General features: G+C 56.0%; 18 protein-coding genes. 10 read left to right on the forward strand and 8 right to left on the reverse strand.

The genetic code is table 11. The features are described 5' to 3' along the window. Positions 1–96 precede the first annotated feature (96 nt). Entirely contained in the window at positions 97–279 is a 183-nt protein-coding gene (locus BXY66_RS18110; protein WP_132861809.1) for a zinc-finger domain-containing protein, read from the forward strand. A 15-nt stretch (positions 280–294) separates the two neighbouring features. On the opposite strand, the gene BXY66_RS18115 is transcribed toward BXY66_RS18110, so the two are convergent. Both BXY66_RS18115 and BXY66_RS18120 read right to left on the reverse strand, forming a co-directional pair. After that, positions 295–1,521 (reverse strand): tetratricopeptide repeat protein, encoded by a 1,227-nt coding sequence (locus tag BXY66_RS18115; RefSeq protein WP_132861810.1) that lies wholly within the window; start codon positions 1,519–1,521, stop codon positions 295–297. Between the two features lie 97 nt (positions 1,522–1,618). Further along, positions 1,619–2,278 carry a histidine phosphatase family protein gene (locus BXY66_RS18120; RefSeq protein ID WP_132861811.1) on the reverse strand — a complete coding sequence of 220 codons (660 nt, stop codon included), beginning with the start codon at positions 2,276–2,278 and terminating at the stop codon, positions 1,619–1,621. Positions 2,279–2,454: 176 nt separating this feature from the next. Here BXY66_RS18120 and BXY66_RS18125 point away from each other — a divergent pair, with 176 nt between their 5' ends. Continuing rightward, positions 2,455–3,654: a hydantoinase/carbamoylase family amidase gene (locus BXY66_RS18125; RefSeq protein ID WP_165929240.1), complete on the forward strand. Its 1,200-nt coding sequence runs from the start codon at positions 2,455–2,457 to the stop codon at positions 3,652–3,654. On the opposite strand, the gene BXY66_RS18130 is transcribed toward BXY66_RS18125, so the two are convergent. Together BXY66_RS18130 and BXY66_RS18135 are read right to left on the reverse strand one after the other, a co-directional pair. Next, positions 3,651–3,878, reverse strand: a complete 228-nt coding sequence (locus BXY66_RS18130) for a WGR domain-containing protein (RefSeq protein ID WP_132861813.1) — start codon at positions 3,876–3,878, stop codon at positions 3,651–3,653. The two genes, BXY66_RS18125 and BXY66_RS18130, sit on opposite strands and share 4 nt — an antisense overlap. A gap of 72 nt (positions 3,879–3,950) precedes the next feature. Next, the gene (locus BXY66_RS18135; protein WP_132861814.1) at positions 3,951–4,232 is read right to left on the reverse strand and encodes a DUF1330 domain-containing protein; all 282 of its coding nucleotides are present in this window, start codon (positions 4,230–4,232) and stop codon (positions 3,951–3,953) included. A gap of 96 nt (positions 4,233–4,328) precedes the next feature. Here BXY66_RS18135 and BXY66_RS18140 point away from each other — a divergent pair, with 96 nt between their 5' ends. Then, on the forward strand, positions 4,329–5,201 hold the full coding sequence (locus tag BXY66_RS18140) for a LysR family transcriptional regulator (protein WP_243694431.1): 873 nt from the start codon (positions 4,329–4,331) through the stop codon (positions 5,199–5,201). Between the two features lie 3 nt (positions 5,202–5,204). Here the strand turns inward: BXY66_RS18140 and BXY66_RS18145 are convergent, their stop codons facing one another. The 4 genes from BXY66_RS18145 to BXY66_RS18160 form a co-directional block, all read right to left on the reverse strand. After that, complete coding sequence (locus BXY66_RS18145; protein WP_132861815.1) at positions 5,205–5,561, reverse strand: nuclear transport factor 2 family protein; 357 nt, start codon at positions 5,559–5,561, stop codon at positions 5,205–5,207. Between the two features lie 78 nt (positions 5,562–5,639). Continuing rightward, entirely contained in the window at positions 5,640–6,038 is a 399-nt protein-coding gene (locus tag BXY66_RS18150) for an MAPEG family protein (protein ID WP_132861816.1), read from the reverse strand. 134 nt (positions 6,039–6,172) lie between these two features. Beyond that, a complete protein-coding gene (locus BXY66_RS18155) occupies positions 6,173–6,883 on the reverse strand; it encodes a response regulator transcription factor (RefSeq protein WP_132861817.1) in 711 nt (236 codons plus the stop codon). Positions 6,884–6,890: 7 nt separating this feature from the next. Continuing rightward, a complete protein-coding gene (locus tag BXY66_RS18160; RefSeq protein WP_132861818.1) occupies positions 6,891–8,804 on the reverse strand; it encodes a hybrid sensor histidine kinase/response regulator in 1,914 nt (637 codons plus the stop codon). Positions 8,805–9,001: 197 nt separating this feature from the next. On the opposite strand from BXY66_RS18160, the gene BXY66_RS18165 reads away from it, so the two are divergent. From BXY66_RS18165 to BXY66_RS18195, 7 genes are all read left to right on the forward strand, one after another. After that, positions 9,002–10,972, forward strand: a complete 1,971-nt coding sequence (locus tag BXY66_RS18165; protein ID WP_132861819.1) for an AMP-binding protein — start codon at positions 9,002–9,004, stop codon at positions 10,970–10,972. Next, entirely contained in the window at positions 10,969–11,784 is an 816-nt protein-coding gene (locus BXY66_RS18170) for an ABC transporter ATP-binding protein (RefSeq protein WP_132861820.1), read from the forward strand. Before BXY66_RS18165 ends, BXY66_RS18170 begins: the two co-directional genes overlap by 4 nt. 41 nt (positions 11,785–11,825) lie before the next feature. After that, positions 11,826–12,830, forward strand: coding sequence for a branched-chain amino acid ABC transporter permease (locus tag BXY66_RS18175; protein WP_132861821.1), 1,005 nt, complete (start codon positions 11,826–11,828; stop codon positions 12,828–12,830). Positions 12,831–12,835: 5 nt separating this feature from the next. Then, positions 12,836–13,093: a hypothetical protein gene (locus BXY66_RS18180; protein ID WP_132861822.1), complete on the forward strand. Its 258-nt coding sequence runs from the start codon at positions 12,836–12,838 to the stop codon at positions 13,091–13,093. Continuing rightward, a complete protein-coding gene (locus tag BXY66_RS18185) occupies positions 13,093–14,169 on the forward strand; it encodes a branched-chain amino acid ABC transporter permease (protein WP_132861823.1) in 1,077 nt (358 codons plus the stop codon). The genes BXY66_RS18180 and BXY66_RS18185 overlap by 1 nt, the downstream gene beginning before the upstream one ends. A 79-nt stretch (positions 14,170–14,248) precedes the next feature. Beyond that, positions 14,249–15,532, forward strand: coding sequence for an ABC transporter substrate-binding protein (locus tag BXY66_RS18190; protein ID WP_132861824.1), 1,284 nt, complete (start codon positions 14,249–14,251; stop codon positions 15,530–15,532). Positions 15,533–15,607: 75 nt separating this feature from the next. After that, positions 15,608–16,423, forward strand: a complete 816-nt coding sequence (locus tag BXY66_RS18195; protein ID WP_132861825.1) for an ABC transporter ATP-binding protein — start codon at positions 15,608–15,610, stop codon at positions 16,421–16,423. Positions 16,424–16,425: the final 2 nt, after the last annotated feature.

The following is a 16,425-nucleotide window of genomic DNA, read 5'->3' on the forward strand; positions in this document are numbered from 1 at the left end:
GCTCCTCGCTGCGCAATCCCTATTATCGCTGCCTGACCAAAGCCGCCAGACCCTAGAGCCTTGCGGTACCAAGACTTTGCCAAGGAAACCCCAGATATGACCATCGAGGCACCGGAGACCAAAATCGTGGATAGCTATCGCATTTCCTGTGATGGCGGCGAAGGCGCGCTGGGTCATCCGCGCGTTTGGTTGCAGATTCCCAACGAACACGGCTGGGTCGAATGTCCGTATTGCGACGCCAAGTACGTGCACAAGGATTTTGCCGATAAGGTCGAGTAAGCTTGGCAGGGACGCCTAGTCGATACCCAGTTCTTCTTTGGCCGCCTGATTGCCTTGCTCGGCAGCGCGACGCAGAAACTTCAGGTATTGTTTTGGATCGGCGCCCACCAGAGTACCGTCGCGGTAAATTTCGGCTAGCGCCATGCTTGCCCCGCCACGACCCGCATTTGAAGCTTCTTCTAGAAAGTATAGGGCTTCGATGTTGACGCGACCGGGCACTTTTTCAGCCATGATCTCTTTGCCCAGCAACTCTTGAGCTTGCGGGTATCCTTCGTAGGCTGCAGAACTCAAAAGCGAATAAGCCTCTTCGGTCTTGCTGATGTTGTCAGCATGTTCGTTGATGTAGAATCGCGCAAGATTGTACTTGCCGACGATGCTTCCACGCAGGTGCGACATCCGGAAGAACTTCTCGGCCTGACCCAGGTCTTTGTCGGTATAGTCGCCGTCCCAGTAGAGGATTGCCAGATGGTTGAGCGCCATCGGGTGACCGTAGTTTTCTCCGGCCTCAAAAAGAACGCGAAACGCCTCGGGGTCTCCTGCCTTGTCGAGCGCCCGACCAAGTTGATACAGCATCTGAATGCGTTCTTGTCCGTTAGAATGCGCCACCGCCTCTCGACAGGACGCAACTGCTACGTCCGCATAAAGGTCCCCCCACTTAACCCCTTCTTCCACCATCCGTCGTTCGTCCCACGGATGAGCAGCCTGTTGATCGCAATCCGATTTTGACTGACCTGCAGAATGCCGTCTGTCGTCTTCAAGCGCTGCACGAAACGGGCCTAGTTTGTTGACCAGTTGTGAGATGGCCTTTCTCGAGCCCTTCAGCGGAAAAGCATACCTGCCGGAACCCGCAGCGATCCTGAGTTCGTTGCCGGACATGAGCAATTCCAGTTCGGCATCTTCGAGCCAGAAGAACAACATGTCGTGTCCTTCAATCGGGGAGGGATCCACCGATCTTTTCGCACCCGGAATCTCTCTGGAAAACACCTCGCCTTTTTTCAGAACTTCAAATTTGACTTGTCCGTCCTGATCAAACGGCCAGATGGAAATCGCAAGCATCCAACGGTTCGCCTGAAGGTCCAAAGCGACGCCGGCGACGTGGCCCTGCTTGTTTATTCGCGCAAGATCAGAACCCTCGTCTGCTCCGGTGGATTGGGCTGAAATGAACTCCCATTCCGATGCTGTCACCGGTGCCGAAGCGACGGCAAAAACGACTGCAAGAGCCAAGAGCAAACGTTTAATCATATCCCCTCCCACCGCGCGCTTGGTGTTAAAAGTCTTTGATCGCACGGTTGTGCGCCCATTTAAACGCAGACGAGGTGGAAAAAGCAAATATGCGGGATCAGAGATGTGTCTGGGCGAATTGCCGTTCTGGCGCCTCAAGGTGGGAAATCATGTTGAACTGAACCAGCAGCGGTTCGCTCAAGACCATCTGCCAGCGATGTACCGACGTATTCTGGATCGCCAGACACATGCGCGCCCATCCATTCACGTCAAGAGCAAGGGTTTGTCTCAAAACGGTTCCGATTAAACCGCCAGAGGTCACCACGAGCGCGCGGCCCTGACCCTCGGCAATTTCAGCCATTGCGTCGCGCACCCTTGCCGCAAAAGCGGCATGTGTTTCCGGCACACCTTCGATTTCGCCGCGCTCCCATGCCCCCAGAACGGTTGGAAGGTGGCGCACGAAGCCCTCGCGTTCTGTAGGCACTTCCAGACCATGCTGCTCCTCCATCAACTGGCTGAGCGTAAAGTAGGCAAACTCATTTAGGCGTGGATCCTCGACAATCTCAGCATGATCCTGCGCCCGCATGCCCATGGCAGTTTCGCGGTGCCGCCGCATTGCCCCCGTATAGACACGCTGAAATCGGTCACCCGTCGCTTGCATATGTTCGCCAAGCCAGGCGGCTTGCTGATGCCCCAACTCGGACAAGCGGTCATAGCTTACTTCGTCGCGCGCTTCTGTGTTGGCCTGTCCGTGGCGGACCAGTGTGATGTGCGGCATTGGTGGCTCCCTTCGCTTGGAACCTTGAGTAAGCCACGTGCGAAGTTTGCGAAAGGGGGGATGACGCAAGGGCGGATTTTCGCGCGAAGTATTCCGAAAATGGGGCAATTGGAGACTTGCGATTGCGGGTGTCCTCAGCGTCGTTATGGTGTCGGCGAAAGTGCTTGGAGGCTGTGATGAAAATCAATCCGGATCGCTTTTTGAAAGACCTGCACACGTTGCGTTCCTTCGGTGCGTCAGGCGTTGGCAAGGGCGTTGTGAGACCTGCGTTCTCTGCTGCTGACATTGCATCGAGGGAATGGTTGCTGGCTCAATTCGAAGCTGCGGGGCTAACGCCTCATGTCGACCCAGTCGGCTCTGTTTGGGGGCTGGCGGAGGCACCCTCGCTCCTTTTGGGATCGCACTCCGATAGCCAACCAGAAGGCGGCTGGCTTGATGGCGCGTTGGGTGTCATAGCGGGACTGGAAGTCGCGCGCGCCGCCAAGGAAGCGGGCGGTCCCTCCGTGTCCGTCGTATCCTTTCAGGACGAAGAAGGACGGTTCGGCGGCACCACCGCAAGCTCTATCTGGGCGGGCGGTGTTTCGCTCGAGGAGGCCGACAAATTTGCGGATTTCGAAGGCGTTACCTTCGCCGAGGCGCGCAAGTCCATGGCGCACCTCGCCGGTGACTTTGTGGATCACAGCCAATTCACAGGCTTCATTGAAATGCATATCGAGCAAGGGCCTTGGCTGGATCAGGCCCGCGAGGCCATCGGTGTTGTCACGGACATTGTCGGCATTCGCGATCTCAATGTTACATTCGACGGTGACCAGAACCACGCAGGAACTACGCCGATGCATTTCAGGCGCGATGCAGTTCAAGGCATGGTCGCGGCGATAAGCCAGATCAATACGGCTTTTGCACCCGTTGTCTCCGAGAGTACCGTTTGGACCAATGGTCATATCACGCCGCATCCCAATGCCAGCTCCATCGTACCTGGTCAGGTGCGTTTTTCCATGCAGTGGCGGGACCGCGACACCGTTCGTCTGGATCAAATGGAGAGAATTATTCGCGATACCGTTGAGGCGGTCGCCAACGCCCGTGGATTAGGATTTAAGATCAGCGACTATTGGGCCTTGGAGCCCGTTTCTATGGATGAGAGGCTTAGGAGGGCCTTGGCGGATTCTGCAGAGATCACGGCCCCGGGCAAATGGCGTGCCATGCCATCTGGCGCGTTGCACGATGCTACATGTGTGTCCGCACTGATGCCTGTGGCGATGTTGTTTGTTCCGTCCATTAATGGGATCAGTCACGCGTTTTCCGAAGACACAAAAGAGAACGATTTGGTGACGGGTCTGACGGTCCTGTCGCGGGCCGTGGAACGACTGACGAACTAGTCTCGGGCGTATCCGCGACGCAAGGCACGGCGGCGATACCTGTCGGCCGCATTGGAGGCTTCGCGCAGGTTGCCAAAAATGTTGACGCAGCTTGCTCCCTTTCCGCCGGACACACCCCATTCTCGCATTACGGAAACCTCCTCAAAGAGGTTCATCGCGATTTCTACGCGGTAGTAGCGCGGGCGGGTTTTCAGAGATGGCTTATAAAGGATGCAGATGGCCATGAGAGAATCCTATCGCGCCGTGAATCACGGCGCAATAGGGACTGTTTTCTGGATTTGGAACGCCGGGACTGGTCAGGTTAGTAGTACGATGTCCGATCCCCCCGCGGACCGACGCAAATCATGCACTTCAGCCAGGTCTGGATCATTGATCCATCCGAGCGCACTGTCCTTGTCCGGAAAGGACAGAATTGCGGCCACATCTGGCAAATCGGGCGTGCCGTCTATTGGTATGGCGGAGCCGCTGCCCTGTTCAACTTTGCCGCCGTGACGAGCAAGTGCGTCGCCTGCCTTTTCCCGATACTGCGCAAGCGCGTCCGGATTCGTCACAGTCAGCTTTGCATAGGCATATATCATTCTCTTCTCCCATTGAATTCACACCATTAAACTAGCGATGCGCTTCCGTTGCGAAAACGCGTGGAAATGCAGCAAAGACATGCAACAATGCATGTCATGGATATAGATTGGGATGATCTGCGCACCGTTTTGCATTTGGTCCGAGGCGGCTCTTTGGCGGCAGCCGGTGTAACGCTGGGCATAAACTATACTACCGTGGCGCGCCGCATTGCTCGCATCGAGGCGACCCTTGATGTGATCCTTTTTGAGCGGCTTGCTGATGGTTACCGACCTACCAAAGCGGCGTTACAGGTTGCCGAACACGCCGCCGCGATGGAGGCGCGAGAACTCGATATGTTGCGGGAACTTCAAGGTCAGGATCAGCGTTTATCAGGCAAACTGGTCTTGACCGCTCCGCAATTGATGATCGGTCCGTTTGTCGCGCCGGTGATCCAACGCTTCGTACGAGAACATCCTGACGTAAGCGTTGAGTTGAAGGCCAGTAACGAGCTTGCGGATTTGACCCGTCGCGAGGCCGATCTCGCAGTCAGAATTAGCAATGAACCCGGCGACACTCTGACCGGTCTTCGGATTGCACCGCAAGAGACAGCGAGCTTTGCCGCTCCTGTCTGGGCCGAGCGAATGGCCGCAGGTTGCGAGGCACCCATAGATTGGATTGTCTACGAGCAGTACACGAAAGTCCCCAAAGCCGCTTTGGCGAAGTTTCCAAACAGTAGAGTTGTCCTGACATGCAATGACATGGCGGCCATGATTGGAGCCGCCGTGTCAGGTTTAGGTGTAGTGCGGATGCCAATGTTTCTGGGGCGGCATACTCAAGGGCTGGTCCAGGTTCCCGCCCTCGAACCACAAACCTACATGGATATCTGGCTTGTCGGTCATCCCGATGTTTGGCGTTCAGCCAAAGTCAGCGCGTTTCGCGAGATGTTGGTACCGGAGTTCAAGTCGCGTCGGGACGAGTTTGTTGCTTAACCACTATTCAATCGGCAACCCGTTTAGGCGGAGGAATGACAACTTGTCCCAGTACCCGCGTTGAAAGGTGATAAACCCGTCCACGACGGTAAAGAACCCACAGCCGCGCAAGCCGATCGGGTCGCTCCATTCCAGCGCAGCCACGTCGCCAGCATCATGTATCGCCTCCACGATGCACACCATCTTGGTGGCCGCGAATTCGATCTCGAACATGCGCCGGATATTGTCGCGCCCAACTACGGGTTCTTGTGTCACCTGATGATTGGTGGCGTCGTTTGCGTACAAGGCGGCAATGCCGTCAACATCCGCATCATTGAACCTTTGCACCCAGAGTTCCACGGTTTTCTTTGCTGTTCTCAAGAGCTTGTCCTGTCAAAAAAATTCCCCGCAGCCGATGGTCTGGTCTGCGGGGAAGGCGGGAGTGATCCGTGAGATTTCTTAGGTGACACCCAGCACATGTAGCGCCATGAGTCCCATCGCGCTGACCGCAACCACAAAGGCCAACGTTCGCAGCACGATGATGCCAAACAGATAGATGATGTAATGTGCGACCAGACCATAGAAAAAGATCATCGCTAACGTGCCGGCATAAACATCATCCGGTGCCCGCATAATCGCCATAAGGGCAAGCACAGCAAAGGGGAGGAAGGCCTCTATGGCCACTTTGTGAGCGCGCTTGGCGCGTTGTGCCCATTGCGATTGCGGAATGGCATCTGGGCTCGGGTTGGCAAGGGCTCCCATAAGGCCCCGCACCAGCACCCTGTCGATGATATACGGGGCCCAAGCCAATCCGACCCAAAGGGCGGTCAGAGCGGTGTAATGCTCAAGCTCGGTCATATCATCAACCTTTCAAACGCAGGCCAAATAGGCCCGCAACGCCACTTAACAATGAAAGCAGTGTAGCCTATTTAGTGCGAGAAATCTACGTTCCGCGTATATGCAGGGTTATGTGCTAGATATTGTGGGAAAAATCAGCGCCAACTGACATCGCCTAGGAAGATATAACCCGCGCCATAAATGGTCTTGATAAGGCGTGGATTTTTGGGGTCTTCGCGCAGCTTCGTGCGTAGCCTCGAAATGCGAACATCCATTGCACGATCAAAGCTCTCGCCTGCTGCTCCCCCCAAAATTTCTTGCATCTGCGTGCGACTGATGAGCCTTTTCGGGCTGTCCAGAAACAGGCGCAGAACTTCTCCTTCGGCATGTGAAAAGGTGGTTTCTTCCCCGTTTTCGTCTTCGAGAACGTAGCGGTCGAAATACGCTGTCCAGCCGTTGAAAACAGCAGTGTTCGCGGGGCCTGAAGCCTGGGCTGAGACCCGATCTTTTCGAAGCCGAACCCGCACGCGCGCCACCACCTCAGTGGGATCGAAAGGTTTGATGATGTAATCATCTGCGCCGAGTTCCAATCCCGTGATCCTGTCCTGCACCTGAGCCCTGCCAGAGATGATAATCACCGCGGCGCCGACCTCGAGTGCCAATCGATGCACCAGTGTCAGACCGTCTTTGTCCGGCAGGCCAAGGTCCACAAGGCAAACATCTGGCGTCGTCGTTTTCAGCATCGCTTCGAATTCAGTCGCCCGCGAAAACCCCATCGTCCGGAAACCTGCATCTTCCAGCGCGTCTGCAAGGATGCGGCGGATTTCGGGTTCATCGTCCAGAATTGTAACAAGCGGAGCGGTCATCGGGGTCTCATTTCGGGTGCAGGAATTGGTCGAGCTGGTCGCCGGTGAAGGGTTTTGACAATACCGGTGCGCGGGATGCGCCTTCGATATAGAGCGGGTCGCTCACCGGCAAGGACGTCATGAGGTAAGCCGGTATTGCGTCGTTTCTCAGGCTTTTTACAAGATCAACACCTGTAGCTTCGCCTTCCAGCGAAATGTCCGAGAGTACCAGGGTGATGTCGGGCACCTGCTCAAGCAGAATGCGGGCCTCTTCCACACTCGCGGCTTCAATGACTGTGTGCTGCATGTCGGTCAGCATGTCACGGATTAGCCCGCGCAAATCCGGATTGTCCTCGACCAGGAGCGCCAGACCCGGCGTTGTGTTCTGCATGGCGCGCCGCAGTGGAAGCCGCAGTCGCACCTGTCCGCCCGTATCAGTGTTGCCAAGCTTGATGTGGCCGCCAACCAGTTTGGTCATGTCATAGACCATTGCGAGCCCCAAGCCGCTGCCTTCTGCTCCCTTGGTCGTAAAGAACGGATCAAGCGCCCGCATCAACGCCTCTTCGCCAAACCCCGTCCCGGTGTCTCTCACGGTAAACTGGACCCAAGTGTCCTGCACCAATTCGGCAATCAGAAGTATTGTACCCTCGCCACCACATGCATCACGCGCATTGAGCAACAGGTTGACCAGACTATCCTGCAACATCGCGGGGTCCAACATGACAGTGTCATCCGGGATGCCGTTTTCGATGATCAAGGTCACACTGCCGGCAAGCGTCGGGCGGGCGAGGGTTTCCAGATCTGCCAAGAACTTGCGCATATTGGTCGGCTCAAGGCGTGGAACGCGAGGACCGGTGATATTGGCCAGCTGGTCCAAAAGCGTGCCACCGCGCCGCGCTGCACCGAGCGTCGCCTCAACCAATTCAGGAGCCTCCCCGGGAAGCTGCATTTTTGAAAGTTTGCCTTGGGTGCCGAGAATGATCGTCAAAAGATTTGAAAAATCATGCGCCAATCCGCTGGTCATTTGAGCCGCAATCTCGCGTCTGCGTGTTTGCTGCAATGCCACGCGGGCCTGTGTTTCTTCGGTCACGTCCATAGAAAGCACATAAACACCGCGGCTTTCTCTGGTGTTGTCGTCCGGCGTAAAGGCCACGCGAATGCGTCTGGTTGAAGGGTGCTCGTTAAATTCAAAAACCGAAGCCTTGCCGTTAAAGGCACGGTCCATATGAGGTTCGATCGCATTGAATGCACTTTGTCCCAGCGCATCGCGCGCGTGCATTCCGACAATGTCTGAGGGCCTTCCCGGGATCACCGCGCTGAGGCGGCGGTTGGAGTAGGTATAGATTCGGTCCGGACCCAGATGGGCAATGTGCGCCGGCATCATTTCCGCAGTAAGACGCATGCGCGCTTCGCTTTCGGTCAATTGCCGTTTGACCTCTTCCAGCGTTTGTACGGTGGCTTCCAATTCTCGGTTCGTTGCGCTGAGTTCTTCGGCGTGCTGCAAAAGCTGGTCCGACAGTTCTTCGGAACGCGACCGGAGCAGCGCTTCCTGACGCTTTGTCGATGTTATGTCAGTGTAGACCGCCACCCAACCGCCCTGCGGCAGGGGGGACCCTTCGACACTTACCCATCGCCCGTCCGCCCGCTGACGCTCAAAATAATGCGGCTCAAACGCGAGGGCACGTTCAACCCGCTCGGCGATGAAATCCTCGACCTCGCCTTCCGGAATTTGACCGTATTCACCGTTTTCTATTAAAAACCGGATTGTATCCGAAAATGCCGCCCCGGGCTGTATCAAGGCTCTGGGAATAGAGAACATTTCCCTAAATCGAGCATTTGCGACAACCAGCTTCAGATCGCTGTCATAGATCGACAGCGCCTGCTTGATGAGGTTCAGACCGGCAGCAGTCATATCCTGAATTTTGCGGGCCGAGGGCTGCATAAAGACGTCCTTTCCCTTCTACCGCTAACACCCGTTTTGAGGGTCGCAAAGGGTGAAATGCGCGTTGTTACAATTCGTAAGGATTGGGAAATGTTCAGGAAAAAGTTGACCGCGAGTTTCAAATTCGCACCTTGGAAGGTGAAGAATCGTTTCGGCGGTTTCGGCCTGCACGTGCAGGCGAATGGGAGGAATACATTTTGGCACAGTCGTCACAGGCGACCGGCGGACTCGCATCCGTTCCGGCGCTCTTGCAGCGTAACGCCACTCTGTATGCGGACAAGGACGCATACAGAGAGAAAGAGTTCGGCATCTGGCAGCGCTGGACTTGGGCAGAGACAGAAAAAGAAATCGAGGCGCTGGCGCTTGGTTTGATCAACCTTGGCGTTCAGGAAGGTGACTTTGTTGCCATCATTGGACGCAATCGCCCCTATTTCTATTGGTCCATGGTCGCCGCGCAATCCGTTGGCGCCGTGCCCGTGCCGGTCTATCAGGACAGCGCAGCCGAAGAGATGGAATACATCCTTGGTCACTGTGGCGCCAAGTATGCCATCGTGGAAGACCAGGAGCAGGTCGACAAGATCATCGAGATTCAGGAACACCTGCATCAGTTCAAGCACATGATCTACATTGATCCGCGTGGCCTTCGGAAATACGACCATCACGCTCTGCACGAATTTAGCCATATCCAGAATCAGGGTCGCGCGGCTTATGACGAATGGATCACAGACCTTAAGGAGCGTCGCGAGAAGCTGACTTATGACAGCACCTGTGTGATGCTTTATACCTCCGGCACCACCGGTAAACCCAAAGGCGTGGTGCTTTCCAACCGCAACGTGATTGAAAGCGCCAAAAACAGTTCCGAGTTCGATAACCTGACTGCTGGCGAGGAAATCCTCGCATATCTGCCCATGGCGTGGGTTGGCGATTTTATCTTCTCGATCGGTCAAGCCTATTGGACTGGATTCTGTGTGAATTGTCCTGAATCCGCGGACACCATGATGACCGATCTTCGCGAGATCGGCCCGACGTACTACTTCGCGCCTCCGCGGGTGTTCGAAACACAACTCACGAACGTGATGATAAGGATGGAGGATGCTGGACCACTCAAACGCCGGATGTTCCACCACTTTATGGATCACGCCAAGAAAGTCGGTCCGTCCATTCTCGACGGAAAGCCTGTCAGCGGTATGGACCGCCTGAAGTATAGGCTCGGTGAATTTCTGGTGTACGGGCCGCTCAAGGATACGCTCGGCTTCGGCCGTGTGCGTGTGGGTTACACCGCGGGCGAAGCGATTGGACCGGAGATTTTCGAATTCTATCGTTCCCTCGGCATTAACCTGAAACAGCTTTACGGTCAGACCGAAGCCACGGTGTTTATCACCGCTCAGCCGGATGGTGAGGTGCGCGCGGATACCGTGGGTGTGCCAAGCCCAGATGTGGAAATCAAAATCGACGACAACGGCGAAATCCACTACCGCTCGCCGGGTACTTTTGTTGAGTACTACAACAATCCGGAATCCACGGCGTCCACCAAAGATGCCGAGGGTTGGGTGGCGACCGGTGATGCGGGCTTCTTTGAGGAAGATTCCGGTCATCTGCGGATCATCGACCGCGCCAAAGATGTTGGCAAAATGGCCGATGGGTCCATGTTCGCCCCGAAATATGTGGAGAACAAACTCAAGTTCTACCCCGACATTCTTGAGGCCGTGCTGTTTGGTAACGGCAGGGACCACTGCGTCGCCTTCATCAACATCGACTTGACGGCGGTGGGCAACTGGGCGGAACGCAACAACATCGCATATGCGTCTTACCAGGAACTCGCAGGCCACCCGAAGGTGCTCGACAGCATTCAGCAACACGTTGAAACCGTGAACAAATCGGTTGCAGTCGACCCCATGCTGGCAGGCTGTCAGATCCACCGCTTCCTCGTGCTGCACAAGGAACTGGATGCGGATGACGGCGAAATGACCCGGACCCGCAAGGTGCGCCGCGTGATTGTGGCCGACAAGTTCAAAGACCTCGTGGATGCGCTATATGACGGCTCTGCACAGGTCTCGACCGAAACCGAAGTGACCTATGAAGACGGCCGCAAAGGCTCAATCAAGGCCACGCTTGAGCTGCGCGACGCCGCAGTCGTCTCAACCGCAGCAAAGGTAGCCGCAGAATGAGCACGCAGGAAAGCTACGTCACGGATGACGGCCGCACCATCGGCCCGACCGTGATGGAAATGAAAAATATTACGCTGCGCTTTGGCGGAGTGAAGGCGATCACCGATATTTCCTTCGACATCCGCGAAGGCGAGATCCGCGCGATCATCGGCCCGAACGGGGCCGGTAAGTCCTCGATGCTGAACGTCATCTCTGGTTTTTACATCCCGCAGGAAGGCGAAGTCTGGTACAAAGGCACAAAACGCCCGCAGATGAAGCCTTACGAAGTGGCGCAACAGGGTATCGCCCGAACCTTCCAGAACATTGCTTTGTTCGAGGGCATGACCGTACTCGACAACGTGATGACGGGGCGGCTTCGTCAGATGAAAGCCGGGCTTCTCAGTCAAGCCATCTGGAAAGGCAAAGCTGAACAGGAAGAAGTTGAAAACCGCGAAGTCGTCGAAAAAATCATCGACTTCCTCGAAATTCAACACATTCGCAAAACACCAGTCGGACGTCTTCCTTATGGTCTGAAGAAACGCGTTGAGCTCGCCCGTGCGCTGGCTGCTGAACCGTCTATCCTTCTTCTGGATGAACCGATGGCCGGAATGAACGTCGAAGAAAAAGAGGACATGTCCCGCTTTATCCTCGATATGAATGACGAGTTTGGCACAACCATTGCGCTGATCGAGCACGACATGGGCGTCGTGATGGATCTTTCCGACCGTGTCGTGGTCATGGACTACGGCAAAAAGATCGGTGACGGGACACCAGACGAAGTGCGCAACAACCAGGCGGTGATCGACGCCTACCTGGGGGTGGCTCATGACTAATCAAATCTCTGAAATCACGATGAATACCGGAGGCGTGCAGCATGCCTGAACAACTCGCATTTGCGATGGAGGTCTTTCTCAACGGCCTGATGGCGGGCGTGCTTTATGCGCTCGTGGCTCTGGGTTTCGTTTTGATTTACAAGGCTTCCGGGATCTTTAACTTTGCCCAAGGTGTCATGGCGCTTTTCGCCGCGATGACGCTCGTCGGCATCCAGAACGGACAGGTGCCGTTCGCTCACCTGATCAACGCACTGTTTGGAACCCACGTGCACCATTTCGGATGGAATGTGCCGTCGGTCTTCGCCCTGATCTTTACCGTAGCGGTTATGATTTTGCTGGCATGGGCTGTCCAACGCTTCGTCTTCCGACACCTCGTCGGCCAAGAGCCGATTATTCTCTTTATGGCGACCATCGGTCTGGCGTATTTTCTTGAGGGATTTGCGGACCTGATGTGGAACTCTGAAATCAAGAAACTTGATTTCTGTCTGACCGCAAACACCTGCTTGCCGCAGGGTATCAACATCGCGATTGATGACTTTACCTTCAACGCGTTCGGTTATGGCTTCTTCATCGATAACCTGGACATCACGGCAACGATCGTGGCGATCGTTCTGGTGGCTGCGCTGATCGCTTTCAGTCAGTACACGAAACAGGGCCGCGCCATGCGCGCCGTGGCGGACGATCACCAGGCAGCACTGTCCGTTGGCATCTCCCTGAACTTCATCTGGGTACTGGTCTGGTCGCTCGCTGGCTTCGTGGCACTGGTTGCCGGCATCATGTGGGGCGCAAAATCAGGCGTGCAGTTTTCTCTTTCGCTGATCGCACTCAAGGCCCTGCCGGTCTTGATGCTAGGCGGCTTCACCTCGATCCCGGGCGCCATCGTTGGCGGTCTGATCATCGGTGTGGGTGAGAAGCTTTTCGAATTCTGGGTCGGCCCGCTGGTGGGTGGCGCTACCGAGAATTGGTTCGCCTATGTGCTCGCTCTCGTCTTCCTCGTCTTCCGGCCACAAGGCCTGTTCGGCGAAAAGATCATCGAAAGGGTATGACACAGATGCCCAAGCTGATCGCCATACTAAACGTCGTCGCATGGTCAGGCTTCTGGGCCTTCGGGTTCCTTGCCCTGACCTCGGATCCCGCAAACGGTCAACAGATGACGACCGCGGCGATTCTTGCGGCATTTGGTGCAGCAGCGGGCATCTGGGCTTACTTCCAACTGGTGCGTCACTCTGAAAGCACCGGCTATGCGAAACAACGGAACCGGGCGGACCGGTCCCACCTTGAAAAAGAATACAACGAGGAGACCGCCTGATGTTCTATCGTGAAGCTGGCGATTTCAAAACGTCCTACGCCGCCGACAACCAAACGTTTCCGATCAAGATCGACCGTCGCGGATATTTTGTCGCCCTGGCATTCGCCTTCTGCGTGGTGCCGTTCATCATCAACGACTATTGGGCAAACGCGATTTTCCTGCCGTTCCTGATCTATTCGATCGCGGCCATCGGCCTGAATATTCTCGTAGGCTATTGCGGACAGGTGTCGCTTGGCACCGGTGGTTTCATGGCAGTCGGTGCTTACGCCTGCTACAAGCTCATGACGGCGATGCCGGAAGTGAATATCTTTTTCCACATCATCATTTCGGGCGGGATAACAGCCTTTGTCTGCGTGCTGTTTGGTCTACCGAGTCTGCGCATCAAGGGTTTCTACCTGGCCGTTGCGACATTGGCGGCACAGTTCTTTCTTGTCTGGCTCTTCAATCGTGTGCCGTGGTTCTACAACTATTCTGCATCCGGTCAGATCAACGCGCCGGAACGCACCGTGTTTGGCGTGCCAGTCACCGGCCCTAACACCGAAGCGTGGGCAACGTATCTTTTCTGCCTCGTGTTCCTGGTTCTGAGCGCATTGATCGCCCGCAACCTGACCCGCGGTATGGCGGGGCGCAAATGGATGGCGATCCGCGATATGGATATCGCCGCGGAAATCATCGGCGTGAACCCACTCAAAGCCAAGATTTCGGCCTTTGCGGTTTCCGGCTTCTTCGTTGGCATCTCCGGTGCACTTTTCTTCGCGCTATACCTAGGCGCCGTCGAGGTGGGCGAAGTCTTCGGCATCAACAAATCGTTCCTCGTGCTCTTTATGATCATCATCGGTGGTCTGGGCTCGATCTTCGGCTCTTTCGCTGGCGCGGCCTTCCTCGTGTTGCTGCCCGTAGTGCTCAAAGTGGTCGGAGTAGACTGGCTGGGTTGGCCCACCGACATCGTGGCCCATCTTCAGCTCGTGATCGTTGGCGGCCTGATCATCATGTTCCTGATACTGGAACCCCATGGTCTGGCTCAGCTCTGGCGCGTGGCGAAACAGAAACTGCGGTTGTGGCCCTTCCCGCACTAAGGCGGGGCCAGAACCAACCATTCCGGGGCGGGGAGGCCTCGGCAACCAACATCGGAATAAACCAAGGGAGGAAAACCCGATGAAGATGAAACTAGCAACCATGGCCGTGACCGCCGTAATGGCAGCCGCACCGGTAATGGCGGACCTCGTGTTCCCGTCGCTGAGCTATCGCACCGGTCCTTACGCTGCTGGCGGTATCCCGTTTGCGGATGGCTATGCCGACTACTTCACACTGCTCAACGAGCGTGATGGCGGTATCGGTGGTGTTCCGACCCGTCTGTTGGAATGTGAAACCGGCTACAACACCGAAAAAGGCGTTGAGTGTTACGAGTCCACCAAAGGCGAAGGCGCTCTGGTGTATCAACCGCTGTCCACCGGCATCACCTATCAGTTGATTCCGAAAACCACTGCGGACAACATCCCGATGCACACCATGGGTTATGGCCGTACCTCTGCTGCAAACGGCAAGGTCTTCAGCCACACCTTCAACTATCCGGGCACCTACTGGAACGGCGCATCCGGTGCGATCAACTACCTGCTGGCGGAAAACGGCGGTGACCTGAACGGCCACAAAATCGCTCTGGTTTACCACAACTCCGCATACGGCAAGGAACCGATCCGCACGCTGGAAGAGCTGCAAAAGAAGCACGGTTTCGAACTGAGCCTGCTTCCTGTTGACCACCCCGGTCAGGAGCAAAAGTCCCAGTGGCTGCAGATCCGCCGCGAAAAGCCTGACACAGTTCTGATGTGGGGCTGGGGCGTGATGAACCAGGTTGCCATTCAGGAAGCTGCAAACATCCGCTTCCCGATGGAAAACTTCATCGGCATCTGGTGGTCCGGTGCAGAGCATGACGTTCTGTCTGCTGGCGACAAGGCAAACGGCTATAAGGCGCTGACCTTCCACAACGTTGGCCGCGACTTCCCGATCTTTGCTGACATCCAGAAGCACGTTGTCGACACCGGCAAGGCAGCTGGCGCAGGCGACCAGATCGGCAACGTTCTCTACAACCGCGGTATGTATGCAGCGATGCTTGCAGCCGAAGCTGTAAAGACCGCTCAGGAAATCCACGGCACCGCAGACATCACTCCGGCGATGATGCGTGACGGTATGGAAGCACTGGAGATCACCGAAGACAAAATGGCTGCTCTGGGTATGCCGAATTTCGGTCCGTCCTTCTCCGTTTCCTGTGACAACCACGGTGGCCCCGGCCTCGTTGGTGTGACCCAGTGGGACGCAGCCAGCCAGACTTGGTCCCTGATCTCTGACTTTGCGGAAACCGACATGGAAGTGATCGGCAAGCTGATCGAAGAAGATTCGGGTGCCTACGCTTCTGAAAACAACATCGAAGCGCGCTGCAACTAAGCGCTTCTAAAAAGATTGCTCCGGCCGGCTGCGTCGGCCGGGGCTCAGCTTCAAACGAAATGAAAGACAACGCACATGCTTGACGCTGGTCGCACCGAAGAGACACTTCTTGAGGTCAACAACATCGAAGTGATCTACAACCACGTGATCCTCGTGCTCAAAGGCGTGAGCCTGAGCGTACCCAAGGGCGGTATCACCGCACTTCTGGGCGGCAACGGCGCGGGCAAAACCACGACGCTCAAGGCGATTTCGAACTTGCTGCACTCTGAACGCGGCGAGGTCACCAAAGGTACGATCACATATCGCAATGAGCCCGTGGCCGATCTCGACCCGGCTGCTCTTGTTAAAAAGGGTGTGATCCAGGTGATGGAAGGCCGTCACTGTTTTGAGCACCTGACCGTCGAGGAAAACCTCCTGACTGGCGCCTACACGCGCGGTGGAGACATCGCGGCGGATCTGGAAATGGTGTACACCTATTTCCCTCGCCTCAAGGAACGCCGTAAATCGCAGGCTGGCTATACTTCTGGCGGTGAACAGCAGATGGTCGCGATTGGTCGCGCTCTGATGAGCAAACCCGAGTGCATTCTTCTTGATGAACCCTCGATGGGTCTCGCGCCTCAGCTGGTGGAAGAGATATTCGGAATCGTCAAGGATTTGAACGAAAAGGAAGGCGCGACCTTCTTGCTTGCAGAGCAAAACACAAACGTCGCCCTGCGTTTTGCACACTACGGCTACATTCTTGAATCCGGCCGCGTCGTGATGGACGGCCCTGCCGCAGAACTGCGCGAAAACCCGGACGTGAAAGAATTCTACCTCGGCATGTCCGAAGAAGGCCGCAAATCCTTCCGTGATGTGCGCTCTTATCGCCGCCGCAAGCGTTGGCTGAGCTGATG

This window comes from Shimia isoporae (genome assembly GCF_004346865.1).
Taxonomy (GTDB): Bacteria; Pseudomonadota; Alphaproteobacteria; order Rhodobacterales; family Rhodobacteraceae; genus Shimia; species Shimia isoporae.

Coding starts and splice junctions, on each gene's coding strand:
- BXY66_RS18110 (WP_132861809.1), top strand. CDS start 97: ATGACCATCGAGGCACCGGAGACCAAAATCGTGGATAGCTATCGCATT.
- BXY66_RS18115 (WP_132861810.1), bottom strand. CDS start 1,521: ATGATTAAACGTTTGCTCTTGGCTCTTGCAGTCGTTTTTGCCGTCGCT.
- BXY66_RS18120 (WP_132861811.1), bottom strand. CDS start 2,278: ATGCCGCACATCACACTGGTCCGCCACGGACAGGCCAACACAGAAGCG.
- BXY66_RS18125 (WP_165929240.1), top strand. CDS start 2,455: ATGAAAATCAATCCGGATCGCTTTTTGAAAGACCTGCACACGTTGCGT.
- BXY66_RS18130 (WP_132861813.1), bottom strand. CDS start 3,878: ATGGCCATCTGCATCCTTTATAAGCCATCTCTGAAAACCCGCCCGCGC.
- BXY66_RS18135 (WP_132861814.1), bottom strand. CDS start 4,232: ATGATATATGCCTATGCAAAGCTGACTGTGACGAATCCGGACGCGCTT.
- BXY66_RS18140 (WP_243694431.1), top strand. CDS start 4,329: ATGGATATAGATTGGGATGATCTGCGCACCGTTTTGCATTTGGTCCGA.
- BXY66_RS18150 (WP_132861816.1), bottom strand. CDS start 6,038: ATGACCGAGCTTGAGCATTACACCGCTCTGACCGCCCTTTGGGTCGGA.
- BXY66_RS18155 (WP_132861817.1), bottom strand. CDS start 6,883: ATGACCGCTCCGCTTGTTACAATTCTGGACGATGAACCCGAAATCCGC.
- BXY66_RS18160 (WP_132861818.1), bottom strand. CDS start 8,804: ATGCAGCCCTCGGCCCGCAAAATTCAGGATATGACTGCTGCCGGTCTG.
- BXY66_RS18170 (WP_132861820.1), top strand. CDS start 10,969: ATGAGCACGCAGGAAAGCTACGTCACGGATGACGGCCGCACCATCGGC.
- BXY66_RS18175 (WP_132861821.1), top strand. CDS start 11,826: ATGCCTGAACAACTCGCATTTGCGATGGAGGTCTTTCTCAACGGCCTG.
- BXY66_RS18180 (WP_132861822.1), top strand. CDS start 12,836: ATGCCCAAGCTGATCGCCATACTAAACGTCGTCGCATGGTCAGGCTTC.
- BXY66_RS18185 (WP_132861823.1), top strand. CDS start 13,093: ATGTTCTATCGTGAAGCTGGCGATTTCAAAACGTCCTACGCCGCCGAC.
- BXY66_RS18190 (WP_132861824.1), top strand. CDS start 14,249: ATGAAGATGAAACTAGCAACCATGGCCGTGACCGCCGTAATGGCAGCC.
- BXY66_RS18195 (WP_132861825.1), top strand. CDS start 15,608: ATGCTTGACGCTGGTCGCACCGAAGAGACACTTCTTGAGGTCAACAAC.